Annotated in this window: 19 protein-coding genes; 8 read left to right on the forward strand and 11 right to left on the reverse strand. The window is 62.3% G+C overall.

Annotated features, from left to right (window positions below; all coding sequences use genetic code 11):
* Positions 1-212: 212 nt before the first annotated feature.
* Positions 213-1,916: a thiamine pyrophosphate-binding protein gene (locus IGS61_RS21415; protein WP_230541486.1), complete on the forward strand. Its 1,704-nt coding sequence runs from the start codon at positions 213-215 to the stop codon at positions 1,914-1,916.
* 72 nt (positions 1,917-1,988) lie between these two features.
* Here IGS61_RS21415 and IGS61_RS21420 read toward each other — a convergent pair whose 3' ends face one another.
* The 10 genes from IGS61_RS21420 to IGS61_RS21465 all read right to left on the reverse strand — a co-directional run bounded on the left by IGS61_RS21420 (position 1,989) and on the right by IGS61_RS21465 (position 11,661).
* Positions 1,989-2,528, reverse strand: coding sequence for a hypothetical protein (locus IGS61_RS21420; protein ID WP_230541487.1), 540 nt, complete (start codon positions 2,526-2,528; stop codon positions 1,989-1,991).
* Between the two features lie 150 nt (positions 2,529-2,678).
* Entirely contained in the window at positions 2,679-3,776 is a 1,098-nt protein-coding gene (locus IGS61_RS21425) for a porin (RefSeq protein WP_230541488.1), read from the reverse strand.
* 975 nt (positions 3,777-4,751) lie between these two features.
* Positions 4,752-5,189, reverse strand: coding sequence for a nuclear transport factor 2 family protein (locus tag IGS61_RS21430; protein ID WP_230541489.1), 438 nt, complete (start codon positions 5,187-5,189; stop codon positions 4,752-4,754).
* Positions 5,186-5,953, reverse strand: a complete 768-nt coding sequence (locus IGS61_RS21435; protein ID WP_230541490.1) for an SDR family NAD(P)-dependent oxidoreductase — start codon at positions 5,951-5,953, stop codon at positions 5,186-5,188. The genes IGS61_RS21430 and IGS61_RS21435 overlap by 4 nt, the downstream gene beginning before the upstream one ends.
* Entirely contained in the window at positions 5,950-6,510 is a 561-nt protein-coding gene (locus IGS61_RS21440) for a DUF3833 domain-containing protein (protein WP_230541491.1), read from the reverse strand. The genes IGS61_RS21435 and IGS61_RS21440 overlap by 4 nt, the downstream gene beginning before the upstream one ends.
* Complete coding sequence (locus tag IGS61_RS21445; RefSeq protein WP_230541492.1) at positions 6,498-7,787, reverse strand: MFS transporter; 1,290 nt, start codon at positions 7,785-7,787, stop codon at positions 6,498-6,500. The genes IGS61_RS21440 and IGS61_RS21445 overlap by 13 nt, the downstream gene beginning before the upstream one ends.
* Positions 7,784-8,332 carry a chalcone isomerase family protein gene (locus IGS61_RS21450; RefSeq protein WP_230541493.1) on the reverse strand — a complete coding sequence of 183 codons (549 nt, stop codon included), beginning with the start codon at positions 8,330-8,332 and terminating at the stop codon, positions 7,784-7,786. Before IGS61_RS21450 ends, IGS61_RS21445 begins: the two co-directional genes overlap by 4 nt.
* A 2-nt stretch (positions 8,333-8,334) precedes the next feature.
* Positions 8,335-9,564 carry a class I SAM-dependent methyltransferase gene (locus IGS61_RS21455; RefSeq protein WP_442908086.1) on the reverse strand — a complete coding sequence of 410 codons (1,230 nt, stop codon included), beginning with the start codon at positions 9,562-9,564 and terminating at the stop codon, positions 8,335-8,337.
* Positions 9,561-10,358: a DUF1365 domain-containing protein gene (locus IGS61_RS21460; protein WP_230541494.1), complete on the reverse strand. Its 798-nt coding sequence runs from the start codon at positions 10,356-10,358 to the stop codon at positions 9,561-9,563. Before IGS61_RS21460 ends, IGS61_RS21455 begins: the two co-directional genes overlap by 4 nt.
* The gene (locus tag IGS61_RS21465; protein WP_230541495.1) at positions 10,348-11,661 is read right to left on the reverse strand and encodes an NAD(P)/FAD-dependent oxidoreductase; all 1,314 of its coding nucleotides are present in this window, start codon (positions 11,659-11,661) and stop codon (positions 10,348-10,350) included. The genes IGS61_RS21460 and IGS61_RS21465 overlap by 11 nt, the downstream gene beginning before the upstream one ends.
* A 193-nt stretch (positions 11,662-11,854) precedes the next feature.
* Between IGS61_RS21465 and IGS61_RS21470 the strand changes: the two genes are divergently transcribed.
* The 7 genes from IGS61_RS21470 (at position 11,855) to IGS61_RS21500 (ending at position 18,050) form a co-directional block, all read left to right on the forward strand.
* Positions 11,855-12,805, forward strand: coding sequence for a MerR family transcriptional regulator (locus tag IGS61_RS21470; protein WP_230541496.1), 951 nt, complete (start codon positions 11,855-11,857; stop codon positions 12,803-12,805).
* A 165-nt stretch (positions 12,806-12,970) separates the two neighbouring features.
* Positions 12,971-14,026 (forward strand): signal recognition particle-docking protein FtsY, encoded by a 1,056-nt coding sequence (gene ftsY, locus IGS61_RS21475; RefSeq protein ID WP_230541497.1) that lies wholly within the window; start codon positions 12,971-12,973, stop codon positions 14,024-14,026.
* Positions 14,027-14,034: 8 nt separating this feature from the next.
* Positions 14,035-14,778 carry a cell division ATP-binding protein FtsE gene (locus IGS61_RS21480; protein WP_070312921.1) on the forward strand — a complete coding sequence of 248 codons (744 nt, stop codon included), beginning with the start codon at positions 14,035-14,037 and terminating at the stop codon, positions 14,776-14,778.
* Positions 14,775-15,695, forward strand: coding sequence for a permease-like cell division protein FtsX (gene ftsX / locus IGS61_RS21485; protein ID WP_070222518.1), 921 nt, complete (start codon positions 14,775-14,777; stop codon positions 15,693-15,695). The genes IGS61_RS21480 and ftsX overlap by 4 nt, the downstream gene beginning before the upstream one ends.
* 410 nt (positions 15,696-16,105) lie before the next feature.
* The gene (gene rpoH / locus IGS61_RS21490) at positions 16,106-16,999 is read left to right on the forward strand and encodes an RNA polymerase sigma factor RpoH (protein WP_070222520.1); all 894 of its coding nucleotides are present in this window, start codon (positions 16,106-16,108) and stop codon (positions 16,997-16,999) included.
* An 89-nt stretch (positions 17,000-17,088) separates the two neighbouring features.
* The gene (locus IGS61_RS21495) at positions 17,089-17,751 is read left to right on the forward strand and encodes a hypothetical protein (protein WP_230541498.1); all 663 of its coding nucleotides are present in this window, start codon (positions 17,089-17,091) and stop codon (positions 17,749-17,751) included.
* A complete protein-coding gene (locus tag IGS61_RS21500; protein ID WP_230541499.1) occupies positions 17,748-18,050 on the forward strand; it encodes a hypothetical protein in 303 nt (100 codons plus the stop codon). The genes IGS61_RS21495 and IGS61_RS21500 overlap by 4 nt, the downstream gene beginning before the upstream one ends.
* Before the next feature lie 27 nt (positions 18,051-18,077).
* Here the strand turns inward: IGS61_RS21500 and IGS61_RS21505 are convergent, their stop codons facing one another.
* Positions 18,078-18,341, reverse strand: a complete 264-nt coding sequence (locus IGS61_RS21505; protein ID WP_230541500.1) for a hypothetical protein — start codon at positions 18,339-18,341, stop codon at positions 18,078-18,080.
* Between the last annotated feature and the right edge of the window lie 153 nt (positions 18,342-18,494).

The following is an 18,494-nucleotide window of genomic DNA, read 5'->3' on the forward strand; positions in this document are numbered from 1 at the left end:
GCATGTTTCTGCAAAAAGGCCTGTGCAGGAACGACACCGCTCGCCGGGCCCCTCATCGGGCCACGGCCCGGGAGATTGTGTAATTCGGTGTCGCCATTTCAAAAGCCGGGCCAAATCGGCTCACATAGAATGGGGCAAGCTGCTTGCATGCAGGCGCATGCGCACCGCTTGCCCCACTTCTTTGCCACCCACTAGAATATAAAGAGCCGAACATGACGCAACAACCCCGTACCGGCGGCCAGATCCTGGTCGATGCCCTGCAGATCCACGGTGTCGACACCGCCTTTGGCGTGCCTGGCGAAAGCTACCTCGACGTGCTCGACGCCCTGCACGATTCGGGCATCCGCTTCATCATCAACCGCCAGGAAGGCGGCGCCGCCTTCATGGCCGAAGCCTACGGCAAGCTGACGGGCAAGCCGGGCATCTGCTTCGTCACGCGCGGACCGGGCGCCACCAACGCCTCGATCGGCGTGCACACGGCCTACCAGGATTCGACCCCTATGATCCTGTTCATCGGCCAGGTGGGCAACGATTTCATCGACCGCGAAGCGTTCCAGGAAATCGACTACCGCCGCATGTACGGCCAGATGGCCAAGTGGGTGGCGCAGATCGACCGCGCCGAGCGCATCCCCGAATACCTGGCGCGCGCCTTCCAGGTCGCCACCAGCGGCCGGCCCGGCCCCGTCGTGCTGGCCTTGCCGGAAGACATGCTCATTTCCATGGCGACTGTCGCCGACACGCGCGCCTACCAAGCCGTGCAGGCGGCGCCGTCGGATGCGCAACTGCAGCAGCTGCGCGCCATGCTGGCGACGGCCAAGCAGCCGCTGGTGTTGCTCGGCGGCACCACCTGGACGCCGCAGGCCTGCGCCGACCTGCAACAGTTTGCCGAAGCGAATCACTTGCCCGTCGCCTGCGCCTTCCGCTTCCAGGACTTGCTCGACAATGCACACCCGAACTACATCGGCGACGTCGGCATCGGCATCAACCCGAAACTGGCCGCGCGCGTGAAAAATGCCGACCTGGTCATCGCCATCGGGCCGCGCCTGGGCGAAATGACGACGGGCGGCTACACCCTGTTCGACTCGCCCGTGCCGCGCCAGCGCCTCGTGCACATCCATACGGATGCCGAAGAGCTGGGCAGCGTCTACCAGGCTGAGCTGATGATCAACAGCGGCATGCCGCAGGTCTGCGCCATGCTGGCCGCCATGGCTCCCGTCGATGCTTCCGCATGGAAACATACGCCGGCCGAAGCCAAAGCCGAGCTGGCCGCCTACCAGGAGCAGCCGCCCATCTTCCAGGATGGCCAGGCGCCGCTGGATCTTTGGCAGGTAACGCAGGACATCATGGCGCAGGCGCCCCTGGATACCATCCTGACGAACGGCGCCGGCAACTACGCCTCGTGGGCGCACCGTTTTTATCGCTACGGCGGCATGCGCACGCAACTGGCGCCGACGAATGGCGCCATGGGCTACGGCGTGCCGTCGGGCGTGGCGGCGAAGATCGTGCACCCGGAGCGCACCGTCATCACCTTCGCCGGTGATGGCGAGTACATGATGAATGGCCAGGAACTGGCAACGGCAGTCCAATACCAGGCGGGCGTCGTCATCATCGTTTTCAACAACCAGATGTTTGGCACCATCCGCATGCACCAGGAACGCGACTACCCGGGCCGCGTGTCGGGCACGACCCTGCACAACCCGGATTTTGCGGCGCTGGCGCAGGCGTATGGCGCGCATGGCGAAGTGGTGAATACGACGGAAGAGTTCGCTCCAGCCCTGCGGCGGGCGCTGGCGCACGCCAGGACCAACAGCTTGCCGGCCCTGATCGAGCTGCGCTACGACGGCAACCTGATCACGCCGAACGCAACCCTGGCCACCATCCGCGCGAATGCGGAAAAGGCGCAAGCGGCAAAATAAGCCACTTGCAAGGCTGAAAATGGCAAAGGCCCGGTCAATACTGGGCCTTTTTCATGCGCAAGTCACAATAACTCAGGCGGCAGGCGCCTCGGCGCCGTCTTGCGCCGGCACCTGCGCTGGCGCTTCCGGCATTGGCGGACATGGCGTGCAGTTTTTCAGCGGACGGCCGAAATCGCGCACGCGGCTCAGCTTCATGGGCATGCGCACATTGCCGCCGCAGTAATCGCCTTCCAGGGTCAGGGTTTGACCATCTTTGGAAAACTTGCCGACGATGGTGCGTTCCTCGCTGTCGGCGCTGGCGATGGTGAAGTCGAAGGCGCCTGTGGCGGCATCGAGGTTGACGTCGTTGGCCACGATAGGCCAGCTCAGGGCGCCGGCCGTAAATTCATAGATGACGGAATCGGCCTCGGCAAAGCGGTGCAGGGTCACGCGCTGGCCGCCGATTTCGCCGCTATCCTTTTGCAGGCACAGGTCCGAGTAGACGGCCACGCCGTAGCGTTCCAGTCCGGCCGGCTTCTTGCCCTTGACGGCGGCGGCAACGGCGCCCGTGGCGCCAGCGAACAGCAGCGCGGCCAGCATGGCGGCCAGGCGCGGCGATGGGTATGAAGACATGGCATTCCTTTACTTAAATAACGGCGTCATTATAACTGGCGCCGCACATGCAAAAACGCGCCGCCAGGCCGAAGCCAGACAGCGCGTTTCCTTGCTTGCAGCATCCCCGAAGGGATGCCGTAGCGGTACTAAGCTTCGCTTGCGCGAATATTAGAACGAGTGACGAACACCAACGTTGAAGGCTTTGTCGCCCGTACCAACATTGCTGTTGTTACCAACGGTGTAGCCAGCGTTGTTTTTGTTCGAGATCTTGGCGTACGAAGCGTAGGTGCTGGTGCGCTTCGACAGAGCGTACGAGTAGCCCAGTGCGAACTGGTTCGCATCGGCGTTCAGGCCCGATTTGTCGTTCACGTGGATAACCGAAGCCATCACGGTGCCAGCTGGACCAACTGGTACCGTTGCGCCGATCAGGGCGGTGGTGCTGTCATCGCTGGTCTTAGCCGAGGTGTAGTTGAATGCATTCAGGTCGCCGTTGTTACGCAGCGAGCTGTTTGCACCTTTGTTGATGCCGTAGGCAGCGTACGCTTTCGCTACTGCGAAGTCGTAGTTTGCGGCTACCAGCCAGTTGCGTGCGCTACCGCTTTCGACAACAGCGGTGTGAGCATTGTTCGCTACGTCGTTCGACGTGGTGTTGTATGCCAGGCGTGCATTCAAAGGACCGTTCGAGTAGCCAACCGACGCGCCGATTTGACGACCGATTTTGCTCGACAGTGCATCTTCGTTGCCTTTGTTGGCAGCGCTGTACGAAACGTCAGCATCGAAGCCGCTGAAGTTAGGCGACGAGTACATTACGGTGTTGCTGGTACGGGTCGTGTTCGCTGGGAACAAGTTCTTAGCGGAACCAGCGTAGCCAACTGCGAATGGATCAGCAACTTTCGACAGGGTGTTGTACCAAGGGGTGTATTGACGACCCAGGGTCAGGGTACCGGTGGTTTTGCTGCTCAGGCCTACGTAGGCTTGACGGCCGAACAGGCCTTCGTTAGCGTTTTGCGCGCCGGAATCAACGTTGAAACCCGATTCCAGAACGAACAGTGCCGACAGGCCGCTGCCCAGATCTTCGGTGCCTTTGAAGCCCAGACGGGAAGCCGAAGCTACGCCGCTGTCGATTTTGTTAACGTTGCCGTTAACACCGCCGCGCTCGCTGACGAAACCAGCGTCAACGGTACCGTAGATAACAACGCTCGATTGAGCTTGGGCTACGCCAGTGGCTGCTGCCAGAACTGCCAGGGTGATCAGAGTTTTTTTCATTGCGATTTCCTTTAATTTTGAAGCAAAAAGTAATACAGCCTATGCATCTCGAGCTGCGCTCTAGCAGAGCGCTTTTTATGAGTGAGGGCAAGGTCTCCACCTGCCACATTGCTGTTCCGGTCAGGGGAACAATTCATATCGGTATCGGCACGCTATTGCACCGATAAGCTTGAAGGCTGCAGAGCGACCGTATTTTCGTGCGCCGGTTCGGTGCTCAAAGGGCACCGGAAGCGGCACTATAACGACCGTTTCACATTCCATCAAGTTCCAACATGTTACTTCCGGTACCAGGCCGAGGGCTTTTTCAGGCATCCCGACCATCGCCAACCGTACTACGCGACAGAGCCAGTGCCCCTTGCCAACCAATGCATTGGCCTGATTGACCATTCCATCATAGCGCATGCCTAGTCGACACCCGTTGTATTAGTGCAACAGTATCAGGCGCATGATGAAAACGTCAACATGCTTCACCCATCATTTACCGTCCACGACTTACACGACAAAGCGTGCAATTTGTAAGGTGATAATGGATAAACGGGACGAAGCATACACGGCATCGCCAATGTTTGCTGCCGGACGCACAAAAACGGGAAATTTTGCGCCCTGTTTTGGTGCGTTGCCGCATTATTCAGGGGCGTAGGCGCCAATTCCGACGTCGGCGCAAGAATCAGAAAAATAGGCAGAGTATCAACACAATTACTGACTTTCCGGTAATTTAAATTGCTCACATAGAAATGTTTTCCATGTTTTCCAGTCAACGCCGCAGCGCGCCGATTTGAACGGATGAGGACGACTCTTGCTTGCAAATTGCACATCAGTTGAAACAATTTCTTACAATGTTGCCTTCTCAATATTTTGACATATTTGTGTCAAAAAAACGACACATTGACCGAAATCAAGTTTTCCGCAGCCCCATTCCACACAATTTACTTTTTCTTTTTCGCATTTTTTGCTTAAAAGCATCAAGAAACAAGCTTAACGCTGGCCTGCGCGCCGCAGCATGCGCATGAAAGGGCCCAGCAAAGGCAGCTTTTCATACAATTCTTCCGCGACATCCCAATAATCGCGGTGCAAAACCACCCGTCCCTGCGCATCGAAACGCACATGTGTTGCGCCACGAATACATTGTTCGCCAGATACCAGGCGTTTCATGCGAAAGCGAAACTCCCACGTCAGGAAGGCTTGCTGCCCCTGCCCCATACTTTCCAGCACGACAAACCGGGGCGCATCGACTTGCACGAACATATGCTCGAAGATGGCGAGGATGGCGGCATGGCCCTGCACCTCGTTGAACGGGTCCTTGAAAAGGGCGTCCGGCGCATACACGGCGCCCAGCTGCGCCAGGTTTTCGATGCTCAGGTGTTCGTAAAACGCCACCAGGCGCGCCAGCGGGCCATCCATGCTTGCGCTCATAGTCCCGTCACCTTGCGGATCAGCCAAAAATAGGCGCGGTACGGCAACAGCCGTGCCAGGCGCATGGTATTCGTGAAGCGTTTGGGGAAATGGATGTGGAACTGGCCCCGCTCAATGCCGTCGAGCATGGCGGCGGCCGCATCCTGCGCCGTCACCAGGGCCGGCATGGTGAAATCGTTGCCTGCCGTCAAGGGCGTGGCGACAAAACCCGGGTTGATCTGATACACGCCGATGCCGCGCGGATGCAAATCCAGGTACAGCGACTCCGTCAGGTTGATCAGCGCCGCCTTGCTGGCGCCATACGCGAGCGCCTTGGGCAAGCCGCCATAGCCGGCCACCGAAGCGACGATGCCGATGCCGCCACTGCCCTGGCGCAACAGCCACGGCAAGGCTTGTTCCAGGCAATGGAAGACGCCGCCCACATTCAGGGCCAGCAAGCCCTGGGCCGCCTCCAGGTCAAAACTATCGGCGCGCATGGCTTGATAGCCGCCAGCCACCACCAGGATCAGGTCGACGTGCGGCCACTGCTGCATGAGTTCGGCGCACGCGGCCCGCACTTGCGCGGGCTGGGTGATATCGAGCGGCAAGGCCTGCGCCAGCGGCTGTCCCTCGCACAGCTGCTCCAGGCTGGCGCGATGGCGGGCCGACAAGGCCACGCAGGCGCCCTGCTGCAGCAGCAAGGTGGCGCAGGCGGCGCCGATGCCGCTGGACGCACCGATGATCCACACGCGCTTGCCGGCCCAGCTGGTGATCTTGCGATTCATGGGGCCGCCTGCGGGCGTTTGCTGAACGATAAAGTGACGGCGCCCAGGCTGAAACCGAACTTGCTCATGGCGGCGCGGTTGAGCATGACCTTGTCATCCATCAGGAACATCCAATCCTCGAAGTCGACGTGATACACCGTGCCATCGACGGGCAAGGCCAGCACGTATTGCCAGCGCAGCGCATTGCCGGCCACTTCGCCGACAGCTTCCCCGATGACGTCGGGCGCCGTGCCGATGAAGCGTCCGGGCGCCGTCTTGCGCAGGGTCCACACGCGGCGCTGCCTGCTGCCGTCGGCATACGTGAAATCTTCGTCCAGGGTGCCCGTCTCGCCCGCCCAGCTGGCGCGCATCACCACCGTGAAGCGTTTCACGACCTTGCCGGAGCGGTCCTGGAAGATGCCGTGGGCATCCAGCGTACCGTTGAAGTACTGCTGCAAGTCCAGCTTGGGTGTTTCCTGCGCGTACGAGGCTGGCAGGGGCGGCGTGGAGCAGGCGGCCAGCGCCATCAGCAAGGCGGCGGCCGTCATGCCGCGTGTATACAATGTCATGAGGCGCATGCGTGATTCTCCCGATGTTCGCTATGTTCGCTATATATATGTTGCAGGGGCGCGCGCCACAGCAGCAGCGCCGCCAGCAGTTTCAATATGCAGGGCAGCAAGGCGTACGCGGCGGACAGGGCCGGCAAGCCGCCGCTCCTCCCGGGCACATAGCCAAGCCAGGCCAGCAGGGGCAAGGCGATGCCGGCCGCCAGCGCCAGGCTCATTTGCACGCCCCAGTTCCACCAGCCGAAATACGCCGCTTCATGCCGTCCGGCATGGCCAGCCGCGCTGATCAGCCCCGCCAGCAAGGCCGGCGGCAAGGCCAGGTCCGCACCCAGCGCCAGGCCCGACAGCAGGCAGATGGCGGCAAAACCCCAGGCGGCGCCCGCGCCCAGGCCATACGCCCAGACAAACACACTGGCGGCCAGCAGCATGGCGCCGCCCCAGGCGCGCGCCTCGCCAAAGCGGCGCGCCAGGGCTACCCACACGGGCATCGAGGCGGCCGCCGCGCAAAAGTAGACGATCAGGAAGGGGCCAGCGTAGTGGCCCAGGCGCAGATAATCGCCGGCAAAGAACAGGAACAGGGTGGCGGGGATGGCGGCGGCCACGCCATTGACAAGCAAAACGGCGAACAGCCAGCGGAACGCGCGCTGGCGCAATGGCAGCCGCCAGCCGCCACGGGACGCTGCCGCCGTGACGGCGGACAAGGCCGGACGCGGCGCGCGCGCCAGCAGCAGCGCGCCCGCCGCCAGCAGGCAGGCGGCAAAGGCCAGCGACAAACCGTCATAGCCAAGCACGGAAGTCAGCCCGGCCGCCAGGATCACGCCAAGCAAGCCGCAGCCTTCGCGCACGGCCGCCACGCGCGCCCGCTGCGTGGGCGCCTGGCTCAGGGCCGCGCCCCAGCTCTGGTGCGCGATGCCGGCCAGGCCATAGGCGGCGTAGACGAGCAGCAAGGCGGCCAAAAACCAGACCAGGGTAGCCGCTTCCTGCATGGCGGGCGGATGAAACAGGGCGCCAAAACCCAGCAGCAGCAAAGGCAGCGCGGCGCCGACATACACGGCATAGCTGCGCCCGCCACGCGCCATCCAGGCACCCAGGGCCGGATCGATGAAAGCGGCGGCGATGCGGGCCGCCAGCAGCACGGCGCCGATCTGCGCCAGGTCAAGACTGCTGCGCTGCGCATAAAACGGCGCCACATAGATATAGATGGGCAGCGCCAGCATGGCCAGCGGCAAGCCGAACAAGCCATAGCTGAACAGGGCGGGCAAGGTCAATGCGCTGGCCCCGGCGTTCATGGCAGCGGCGCCGCACTCTGCAGCAAGGCCGCGCGCAGCTTGGGCGCCGTCGACTCGGGCGACAGCCAGATCGCAAAAAACGCGCGCGCGAAATCGCCATCGCTCACATCGGCCAGCACCTTGCCATCGAGATAAAAGCGCACGCCGGGCGCGATGCCGGCCCGGTAGACGCCCGCGATGCGCTGGTCCTCCTTGACGTCAGGAAAGATACGCTGCATGGTGGACAGCCAGGCCAGGCGCTGCTCCGGCGTGCCGGCGCCGATTTTCTGCATCTGTTCATAACTGGCCTCGGCGATCTTCTTGCCATCGAGCGAACGCGCGTAGCGCAATTCCAGCGCAAACGGCGCCGTTGCCGACGCCGCGCCCTGGTAGCCCTGCGGTCCTACCCACAGTTGTGCCCGATAAATACGCATGCCGAACCACGTGTATTCGCCCTCCCCCGCCAGCCGGGCCTCGGGCACGTCGGCGGCGACAAAGGCCGGCGGCGCGGCCGCGGCACTGGATATACTCAACGACAACACGATAATGGCAAGCCAGCGGCGCATGGTCAGTCCTTGATCAGGGTAAATTGCATCACATCCGTGTTGTGCGCCTGGAAGGCGGCCTCGCAGTATGCGAGGTAAAACTCCCAGGTCAGCAGGAAACGGCCATCGAAACCCTGTTTTTCCAGCGCCGTGCGCCGGGCCAGGAAGCTGGCGCGCCACTGGCGCAAGGTTTCCGCGTAATCGAGGCCAAAGCGGAAGGCGTCCACCACGCGCAAGCCCTGCGCCTCGGCGGCGCGGCGAAATTCCATCGGTGACGGCAGCATGCCGCCCGGGAAGATGTATTGCTGGATGAAATCCGTGCTCTTGCTGTAGCGCTCGAACAAGTCATCGGCGATGACGATGGTCTGGATGCAGGCGCGTCCGCCCCGCTTCAGGTTGCGCGCCACGCAGGCGAAATAGCCGGGCCAGTAGCTTTGCCCCACGGCTTCGAACATTTCGATCGAGGCGATGGCGTCGTACTGGCCATGGCTGTCGCGGTAATCGCACAGCTGCAAGTCGGCCTGCCCTGCCAGCCCCGCATCCCGCAGGCGCTGGCGCGCATACGCCAGCTGTTCCGTCGACAAGGTCAAGCCCGTCACATGGGCGCCATAGCTGCGCGCCGCCGTTTCCGCGAAACCGCCCCAGCCGCAGCCGATTTCCAGCACCTTGGCGCCTGGCTGCAGCTGCAGCTGGTCCGCGATGCGCCGGTATTTGGCTACTTGCGCCTGCTCCAGGCTGGCGCCTTCGGTAAACAGGGCGCTCGAATACGTCATCGACGGGTCCAGCCACAGCTGATAGAAGGCGTTGCCGATGTCGTAATGGGCGTGGATATTCTTCTTGCTGCCGGCGCGCGAATTGCGGTGCAGCAGATGGCGCACTCTATATAAGAGGTTGCCCCACCAGTTGCCGTAGATCAAGGATTCGATCTGTGCGCGGTTGCGTATCATCAATTCGATCAGGCCCGGCAAATTGTCCGTGCGCCAGTCGCCGGCGATAAACGTTTCCGCGAAGCCGATGTCGCCCGAGCGCAGCACGGCGGAACACAGGCGCCAGTTGTGCAAGTCCAGGGTGACGGGCTGGCTGCCGTCGCCGTACAGCAAGACGCTGCCGTCCGGCGTGCGCAGACGCAGGGCGCCATATTGCAGTTTTTGCAGCAGGCGCACGATCATGCGCGCGCTGGCGGGCATGTCCAGATGCACGGGGCATACGCTGCTGCGCGCATGCAAGCCGGTCGGCAGGGAATCGGAACTCATCGGGACACCTTTTCTTGTGGGGGAAGGGGTTTGCTGAAAAACGGCACGCGGCGCAGCCACAGGCGCAAGGCTTGCCAATGGATGCGCGCCATCACGCCGAACGTCATCAGGGGGTAGCGCAGCAAGGCCCAGGCGATGGCGCCATCGCGCAAGGGCTGCGCCGTGCCGGACAAGCTCGTCTGGAGCAATGGGCCGTCGAGGTCGTCGTAATCGACCCGGGCCAGGTGGCGCTCGCCGCCCTGCTCGCTGTTGCGCAGGAAACGGAAGCGGTAATGGCCTTCCACCTTGCAAAATGGCGACACATGGAAAATTTTGCTGGCTTGCAATTCGCTGCCATAGGCGATGGGCCCGCCCTGCTCGAGCAGGTACAGGTGGCGCTCGCCGAAGGTATTGCGCACGTCGCAGACCACGGCCCGCAAGGAGCCATCCGGGCGGTGGCAAAACCAGAAGCTGACGGGATTGAAGACGTAGCCGAACATGCGCGGCATGGTTTGCAGCCAGATTTCGCCGCCCGCGTCCCTCACGCCCTGCTGGCGCAGCAAGCCGTCGATCCAGTCCAGCAGCGGCGTGGTTCCGTCACCATGGTCGCCGTCGCGGAAGGACAGCAGATTGGCGCCATTGCGCGAGATCAAGCGTGCCGGGAAATCCTGCATCCCCATGCTGCGCAAGGGCAGGCGCAGATAAAACATGCCGTAAGCAAAGGCATGCACGCGCGGGCGCAGGCGCGCATGGCGCACCCGCCCCAGGCACAGCTGGGGCTGCGGCTGCGGCGGCTGCGTGCGATCACGCGGCATGGCCAAGCTCCGCCGCCGCCATGCCGTTCAGCGCTTGCGCCACGGCCAGGCCGGACTTCAAGCCGTCTTCATGGAAACCATAGCCCGTCCAGGCGCCCGCAAACCACGTGTGCTGCGCGCCCTGGAAAGCGGCCAGGCGCGCCTGGGCCGCAATGGCCGCGCCATCGAACACGGGATGCGCGTAGGAAAACTCGTCGATCACCTTGGCCGGATCGGGTTCGTCGAGCGGATTGAGCGAAACGAGGACGGGCGTATTGAAGGGCAAGGGCTGCAACTGGTTCAGCAAATAGTGCACGCATACCTGCGGCGATTCACCCTCCTGCGCGGCCGGCCTGCCCTGGTAATTCCAGGCCGACCAAGCGCGGCGGCGCCGCGGCAGGCAGGACGCATCCGTATGCAGTACAGCCCGGTTGGGCTGGTAGCGCACGGCTTCGAGCACGCAGCGCTCGTCGTCGCGGATGTCCGCCAGCAGGGCCAGCGACTGGTCGCTATGGCAAGCGAGCACCACGTGATCGGCATGCTCGACGCCGGCGGCCGTGTGCAGTTCGATCATGCGCGCGCCGCCGTGGGCTTGGCGGCGCACGGCCAGCACGGGGCACGCCAGGCGCTGCTGCGGGATGCCCGCCAGCAGTTTTTCCACGTACACGCGCGCGCCGCCCCGCACTGTGCGCCACTGGGGCCGGTCGCTCACTTGCAGCAAGCCGTGGTTGTGGCAGAAACGGATGAAGGTGGCCAGCGGAAAGGCCAGCATCTGGCGCGCCGGGCACGACCAGATGCAGGCGGCCATCGGCAGCAGATACCAGTGGCGGAACGCCTCGCCATAACCGTGCAGATCGAGAAACTCGCCGAGCGACAGGGCCGGCGCCGGCAAGCTGGCCGTGGCCAGGGCGCTGGCCTGGCGGTTGAAACGCACGATATCGCGCAGCATGCGCAGGAAGGCGGGGCGCAGCAGGTTGCTGCGCTGGGCAAACACGGTATCCAGATTGGCGCCCGCCCATTCCAGCACGCGGGCATCGGACGAGGCGCCCAAGGGCATCTTCACGGAAAACGACATGTCGCTGTCGGCCGCCTCGACACCGAGTTCGTCAAATAGTTGCACCAGGTTCGGATAGGTGGCGTGGTTAAACACGAGAAAACCCGTGTCGACGCCATGCGTGACCCCATCGAGCGTGACGTCGACAGTATGGCTGTGGCCGCCAAAGTAGTCGCCCGCCTCGTACAAGGTGACATCCTGGCCCGCCTGCGCCAGACGATAGGCACACGACAAACCGGCAATTCCCGCTCCGACGACAGCGATTTTCATAACAGTATCCGTATCAAGTTTGTCCAGGACAAATCAATATTCAATCAAATATTGATTTATGTCAATGAGAGCGCGAGCCGCTCAGAAACTTATACGCGGACCATTTCCAATCGGATTCAGCTATTTGGCCCCGGGGCGGCGGAAGGCGTAAAATGCATGCCACGTTCTTCCGCAAGCGAGCAAAAAACCTGGTATGGATACTGACCTGCAAGCACTGCCCCTCCCTACCGCCTTCAGCATCAGCGACGTCGAGCGCGATACGGGGCTGGCCAAGGAAACCTTGCGTGTCTGGGAGCGCCGCTACGCCTTTCCCCAGCCCCAGCGCGACGCCTTCGGCGAACGCAGCTACCCGGCCGAGCAAGTGCAAAAATTGCGCATGGTCAAGCGCCTGCTGGATCTCGGATTTCGTCCGGGCAAAATCATGCAGCACAGCACTGTACAACTGCAGCAACTGGCCAGCGCCGGCAGCGCGGCGCCGCCCGCGCCGCAACCGCAGCTGGCACATTACCTGGCCCTGTGCCGCGGCCACCAGATGGCGGAACTGGGCGAGGCCCTGCGCCAGGCGCTGGCCGTGCTGGGCTTGAAAAGCTTCACCATCGACGTCATCGCGCCCCTGACGGGCATGGTGGGCGAAGCGTGGGCTTGCGGCGACCTGGCCGTGTATGAAGAGCATCTGTATAGCGAAACCTTGCAGACAGTAATGCGCCACGCCATTTTTTCCCTGCCGCAAGCAAGCAGCCCGTCCACGCGCACGCCGCGCATCGTCCTCAGTACCTTGCCGCAGGAGCGCCATGGCCTGGGACTGCTGATGGCCGAGGCGCTATGCGCGGCGGCCGGCGCCCATTGCATGTCGCTGGGAGTGGAAACGCCGCTGACGGACATCGTCGCGGCTGCCCGCGCGCAGCGGGCCGACATCGTGGCGCTGTCGTTTTCCAGCGCCAGCAAGCAGCGGCAAACGCGCGACAGCCTGCAGCAGCTGCATGCAAGCTTGCCACCAAGCATGGAATTGTGGGCTGGAGGACGCAGTCCCGTGCTGTACAAGCAGCCGCCCTCGTTCCTGCATGTGCTGGACTTGCGGCAAGTCGACGAAAGCATCGCCGACTGGCGCCGCCGCCATCAGGCGCTGGCCCTGCAAACCCATTGATCCGGCTGGAAAGCGCGGCAACTGCGGCGATCTCCGTGGATAGCCGCGCAATGTTGCCAATCGAACAGTAAAGCATGAAGGGCCGGGCGCGCTCTGGTAGAATAGCCCGTAACAACAGTGTCCGGCGCCGCCGGGCCTTAGGTCAGCACCCGCCACCACACATCCATGTTTAGTTTCTTCAAGAAAAAACCCATCGCTCCCGAGGCTGCGCCAGCCGAGCCCCTCGCCCTTCCCGCCACGCCGCTTGCCCCGCAGCCTGCCGCTACGCCCCTGAGCGGCGCGCCGGCCGAGCTCGTGCCCGTGATCGTGGCCGCCGAACCCGAGAAAAAATCGTGGATGACGCGCCTGAAGGCGGGCCTGTCGAAAACCTCGAACACCCTGTCCGTGCTGTTCGTCGGCGCGAAGATCGACGACGCCCTGTACGAAGAACTGGAAGCGGCGCTGCTGATGTCCGACGCGGGCATCGACGCCACGGAATTCCTGCTCACGGAATTGAAGAAAAAGGTCAAGGAAGACAAGCTGCTCGACGCCGCCGCCGTCAAGGCCGCGCTGAAAGTGCTGCTGATCGAGCTGCTGAGCCCGCTGGAAAAACGCTTCGAGCTGGGCCGCCACAAGCCGCTGGTGATGATGATTTCCGGCGTGAATGGCGCCGGCAAGACCACCACCATCGGCAAGCTGGCCAAGCACATGCAGTCGAATAACCAGTCCGTGCTGCTGGCCGCGGGCGACACCTTCCGCGCCGCCGCGCGCGAACAATTGATGGTCTGGGGCGAGCGCAACAACGTCACCGTGATTTCGCAGGAATCGGGCGACCCGGCCGCCGTGGCCTACGATTCCGTGCAATCGGCGAAGGCGCGCGGCATCGACGTGGTCATGGTCGACACGGCCGGCCGCCTGCCGACGCAGTTGCACCTGATGGAAGAATTGAAGAAAATCAAGCGCGTGATCGGCAAAGGCATGGAGGGCGCGCCGCATGAAACCCTGCTCGTCATCGACGGCAACACGGGCCAGAACGCCCTCACGCAAGTGAAGGCCTTCGACGATGCCCTGCAGCTGAGCGGCCTGGTGATCACCAAGCTGGACGGTACCGCCAAGGGCGGCGTGCTGGCGGCGATTGCCCGCGTGCGCCCCGTGCCCGTGTATTTCATCGGCATCGGTGAGAAAATTGAAGACTTGCAGCCCTTCGTGGCTGCCGAATTTGTCGAAGCGCTGCTCGGATAAGCCCATACATGATTGAATTTCAGCACGTCTCCAAGCAATACTCCCCCGACGCCGTGGCGCTCAGCGACATTTCGCTCAGTATTGCCAAAGGCGAGCTGGTCTTCCTGGCCGGCCCGTCCGGCGCCGGCAAGTCCACCCTGCTGAAAATGATTGCCGCCATGGAACGCCCCACGTCGGGCAAGCTGATCGTCAACGGCCAGGACATGGCGAAGATCAAGCCAGCCGGCGTGCCCTTCCTGCGCCGCAACATGGGCCTGATCTTCCAGCAGCAAAAATTACTCAACGACCGCTCCATCCTGGCCAACGTCATGCTGCCGCTGCTCGTCGTCGGTGCGCATAAAGTTGCTGCCGAGCAGCGCGCACGCGCCGCACTGGACAAAGTCGGGCTGCTCGACCGCGCCATGGCGCGTCCGCTGTCGCTGTCGGGCGGCGAGCAGCAGCGCGTGTCGATTGCGCGCGCCATCGTCAACCGGCCGCAGATCATCCTGGCCGACGAACCGACGGCCAACCTGGACCGCGCCAGCGCCAACAAGGTGCTCGACGCCCTGAAAGCATTCCACTCGGTGGGCGTGACCTGCCTCATTTCCAGCCATGACGAACAGATGCTCGACGCCGCCGCCCGCGTGATCCACCTGAAGAACGGCCAGCTGGTCGCCATCGACAAGGCCACGCAGGCCCCCGTGTTCGCCCCGCCCGATCCTGATTTCGCCCCCTCCCCCGATGCGGACGACGCGCAGGGAGAGCAGGCATGAGAGGCTGGTTCCGCCAACACCGCTTCGCGCTCGGTTCGGCGCTGATTCACTTGCGCAAGTCGCCCGGCGGCTTCCTGTTGAACGTGCTCGTCGTCGCCATCGCCCTGTCGCTGCCGTTCGCCGGCTTGACCATGCTCGACAACGTGCGCCCCATGTCGGAACAGATGTCCGTCGACCCGGAAATCAGCGTTTTCCTGAAGATCGACACGCCGCGCGAACAGGCCGTCGCCCTGGCCAGCGCCATGCGCAAGATCGTCGGCGAACAAAAGGCGAAGATCGTCTTCATCCCGCGCGAACAGGCGCTCGACACGCTGAAAAACAAGAACGGCCTGGCCGACGTGCTGAGCACCCTGGGCGACAATCCCTTGCCCGACAGCTATGTGCTGAAACTCGACGCCTTCAGCAGCGCCAGCGAGGCGCAGGATGTCGATGCGGTGGCGGAACAGCTGCGCCATCTGCCCGGCGTGGAATCGGCGCAAGTCGATTCGGCCTGGGTCAAGCGCCTGGCGGCCCTGCTGGGCGTGCTGCGCCTGGTGCTGCTGCTGCTGGCCATCACCCTGGGCGTGGCCGTCATCGCCGTGGTCTTCAATACCATCCGCCTGCAGGTGATGCAGCAGCGCGATGAAATCAGCATCTCGAAATTGATTGGCGCGACCGACACCTTCATCCACCGACCCTTCTATTACACGGGCGCCCTGCTGGGCCTGTGCGCGGGGGCGCTGGCGCTGGGCGCCGTGGCGCTGGCCTTGCAGCCGCTCAATACCGCGATTGCCGAGTTTGCCCGCCTGTATGCATCCGAATTCCAGCTGGTGCCGCTGGCGCCGCTGCCGATGGCCGGCTTGCTGGCCGTCAGCGCCGGCCTGGGCCTGATCGGCGCCTTCCTCTGCGTGCAGCGCCACCTGGCGCGCCTGAACTGACCTTCCCTTCCATGGCGGCGCCTGCGGTGCCGCCATGCGCCTCGCCATCCCCATCTGCTGTTATCTTGATATTTAGCAAGTATTCTTAAGGTTCGCTTCAGCCAGAGGCCGTAGACTAACTACGTTGTCGTAAAGCGCTATCTCGCGCCGTTCAGAGATATATATCAAGCATTAAATCACCATAGCATTTAGGCTATCAGGACGATTAAATGTGCTGATTGGCACTCTCAGGCAGAGAGTGCTAATATAGGGACATACCAACAGCAGAACCGCCATGGACGCCAGATGAAGATGGTGCCGCGGTCTGCAAAGTGCAAGACCGAATACGCAAAACAGAACAGACAATCGGGCCACGTCGTGTGACGCGGCCAACTGGAACAAAGCAAGACTACGAGGGAGAAAACATGACTATGATGTCCGCAACATCCGCATTGGTTCCGACCAAAAGTAATGCGCTGGGCCTCGGGTTCACTGGCAATCTGGGCAATATTGACGCCTATATTTCGGCCGTGAACCGTCTGCCCATGTTGACCCACGACGAAGAAATTTCGCTGGCGAAACGCCTGCGCGAAAAAAATGACCTGGCCGCCGCGCAAGAGCTGGTGCTGTCGCACCTGCGCCTGGTGGTCTCGATTGCCCGCGGCTATCTGGGCTATGGCTTGCCGCACGCCGACCTGATTCAGGAAGGCAATATCGGCTTGATGAAAGCCGTGAAACGCTTCGATCCGGACCAGGGCGTGCGCCTGGTGTCGTACGCCATGCACTGGGTGAAGGCCGAGATGCATGAGTACATCCTGAAAAACTGGCGCCTGGTCAAGGTTGCAACGACGAAGGCACAGCGCAAGCTGTTCTTCAACCTGCGCAGCCACAAGACCGGCCTCGATGCGATGACGCCGAAGCAGATCGATGCGCTGGCCAAGCTGCTCGACGTGAAGCGCGAAGAAGTGATCGAAATGGAAACGCGCTTGAGCGGCCGCGACATTGCGCTGGAATCGCCGACCGACGATGAAGACGACAAGTTTTCGCCGATCGCCTACCTGTCGTCGGAGCAAAGCGAGCCGACCAAGGTGCTGGAAGCGGAACAAGTGACGCGCCTGCAATCGGAAGGCCTGGAAACGGCCTTGTCCAAGCTGGACGCCCGTTCGCGCCGCATCATCGAAGCGCGCTGGCTGGCCAACGACGACGGTTCCGGCGCCACCCTGCACGCCCTGGCGGAAGAGTTCGGCGTATCGGCCGAGCGCATTCGACAGATCGAAGTGGCGGCGCTGAAAAAAATGAAGGGCGCCCTGGCGGCGTATGTCTGAGCGGCGCCTGCCGCCTGAAGCTCAAAATGCCGCTGCGTCACACGAAGCGGCATTTTTTTTTATGAACGCTAGGCTTCAAGGGCGTGACGATGAGCAAGCGAGATGCACTCACCGCGGCATTATTTAATTGCCAAGTACGTGTCCTGCACGAGACCACGGCAAGTCAATTCTTGTTAAATGGACATGTGCTCGATACTGCCGCGTTTGCAAAACTGACCGGAGCGCCCGACGGCAGCTACATGCTGCCCGTCATCACGTCAGGCGGCGATCTTGAAATCGAAGTTGCCCATGACGATATTATTGAAACGATGCAACGTACGGTACAGCAAAGCGCGGACGGCTTTCAGCTTGTCAGTAACGATATTTTAGTCATCAAGAAAGAGTTCAGAGGCTTGGGCATCGCCATCCGAAGTTTTGCGATCGAAGCAAGGGAAGCGCAACGCCTGGGTATCGCTAAAATCAAGGCTCTGGCGGCAGGGAAAGTCGGCGATGAATTCAGCGGCTGGTATCTGTGGGCCAGGGCCGGCTTCCAGGCGGACCTGGACGCCGCCGAACGCGCGCAGCTTGCCGGTGAAACCGCGCCTGCGCTGCGCTCGGCCCGTACCTTGCACGACTTGATGCGCACGCCGGAAGGCGTCGACTGGTGGCGCAGACATGGACGGGGACGCCAGGTCGAGTTTGACCTCGCGCCTGCGAGTGCCCATTGGGATATACTGCATCTGTATCTGGCTGAAAAAGGTGTGATCATATGAATACCACCAAGAAAATCATCAATCTCAATGAGATTCTTCAGGCAAAAACCGAGGAAGAGATACAAGCTCGGCTCGCAGAGATGCAAACCCGCCGGCCGGCAGGAGCACCGCGCATCGCCGCGCTCAAGCGCACGTCACCGGAGCAGTTCAACGTGGCCGTGCCCGGACTGCCCAAGGATGCACTAAAAAAGCGTTTGCTCGACGCCATTAAAAAGTTGCCGCCGCACGCGACGGTGAGGCCCAGCGGTCTTGACGCGGCAACGGCCAAACCCCGTACGAAACGGGCAAAAACCGTTTGATGTACGGGGGTGACGGACGCCCGTCGCTCAGGCAGCCAAGCCCTTGGCGAGGACTTCGGCGACCAATTCATTCAGATCCGCGCCGCGTTCCTTGGCCAGGGTCTGCAATTGCAACACCAGATCGCTGTTCAGCTTGACGGCGAATGGCACCAGGCCCAGGGCCTGATCGCGCTTGCGCTGCTCGCGGCGGTCGACGACCACCGCTTCCTTACCGAATGCACCGGCGCCGGGAACATTCATCTTTCCCATCAGTTTCTTGGCATCGCTTTTGGCCAGGTCGGTTTTTTTCATGGTTGTTTCCTGATTTTCAAAACAGCCATTCTACGCAGTAATCGGCGCGCCGCGTGGCCGGCGCATCAATTCATCCGCAGCGCGCCAATGGTGCGCCGGAAAAATATCATTTTGTTATTATCATTTTCATCCCATGCGTGCACGCCACGCGGG

Source organism: Janthinobacterium sp. FW305-129 (assembly GCF_020858115.1).
Classification (GTDB): domain Bacteria; phylum Pseudomonadota; class Gammaproteobacteria; order Burkholderiales; family Burkholderiaceae_D; genus Janthinobacterium.

Coding starts and splice junctions, on each gene's coding strand:
- IGS61_RS21415 (WP_230541486.1), top strand. CDS start 213: ATGACGCAACAACCCCGTACCGGCGGCCAGATCCTGGTCGATGCCCTG.
- IGS61_RS21420 (WP_230541487.1), bottom strand. CDS start 2,528: ATGTCTTCATACCCATCGCCGCGCCTGGCCGCCATGCTGGCCGCGCTG.
- IGS61_RS21425 (WP_230541488.1), bottom strand. CDS start 3,776: ATGAAAAAAACTCTGATCACCCTGGCAGTTCTGGCAGCAGCCACTGGC.
- IGS61_RS21430 (WP_230541489.1), bottom strand. CDS start 5,189: ATGAGCGCAAGCATGGATGGCCCGCTGGCGCGCCTGGTGGCGTTTTAC.
- IGS61_RS21435 (WP_230541490.1), bottom strand. CDS start 5,953: ATGAATCGCAAGATCACCAGCTGGGCCGGCAAGCGCGTGTGGATCATC.
- IGS61_RS21440 (WP_230541491.1), bottom strand. CDS start 6,510: ATGCGCCTCATGACATTGTATACACGCGGCATGACGGCCGCCGCCTTG.
- IGS61_RS21445 (WP_230541492.1), bottom strand. CDS start 7,787: ATGAACGCCGGGGCCAGCGCATTGACCTTGCCCGCCCTGTTCAGCTAT.
- IGS61_RS21450 (WP_230541493.1), bottom strand. CDS start 8,332: ATGCGCCGCTGGCTTGCCATTATCGTGTTGTCGTTGAGTATATCCAGT.
- IGS61_RS21455 (WP_442908086.1), bottom strand. CDS start 9,564: ATGAGTTCCGATTCCCTGCCGACCGGCTTGCATGCGCGCAGCAGCGTA.
- IGS61_RS21460 (WP_230541494.1), bottom strand. CDS start 10,358: ATGCCGCGTGATCGCACGCAGCCGCCGCAGCCGCAGCCCCAGCTGTGC.
- IGS61_RS21465 (WP_230541495.1), bottom strand. CDS start 11,661: ATGAAAATCGCTGTCGTCGGAGCGGGAATTGCCGGTTTGTCGTGTGCC.
- IGS61_RS21470 (WP_230541496.1), top strand. CDS start 11,855: ATGGATACTGACCTGCAAGCACTGCCCCTCCCTACCGCCTTCAGCATC.
- ftsY (WP_230541497.1), top strand. CDS start 12,971: ATGTTTAGTTTCTTCAAGAAAAAACCCATCGCTCCCGAGGCTGCGCCA.
- IGS61_RS21480 (WP_070312921.1), top strand. CDS start 14,035: ATGATTGAATTTCAGCACGTCTCCAAGCAATACTCCCCCGACGCCGTG.
- ftsX (WP_070222518.1), top strand. CDS start 14,775: ATGAGAGGCTGGTTCCGCCAACACCGCTTCGCGCTCGGTTCGGCGCTG.
- rpoH (WP_070222520.1), top strand. CDS start 16,106: ATGATGTCCGCAACATCCGCATTGGTTCCGACCAAAAGTAATGCGCTG.
- IGS61_RS21495 (WP_230541498.1), top strand. CDS start 17,089: ATGAGCAAGCGAGATGCACTCACCGCGGCATTATTTAATTGCCAAGTA.
- IGS61_RS21500 (WP_230541499.1), top strand. CDS start 17,748: ATGAATACCACCAAGAAAATCATCAATCTCAATGAGATTCTTCAGGCA.
- IGS61_RS21505 (WP_230541500.1), bottom strand. CDS start 18,341: ATGAAAAAAACCGACCTGGCCAAAAGCGATGCCAAGAAACTGATGGGA.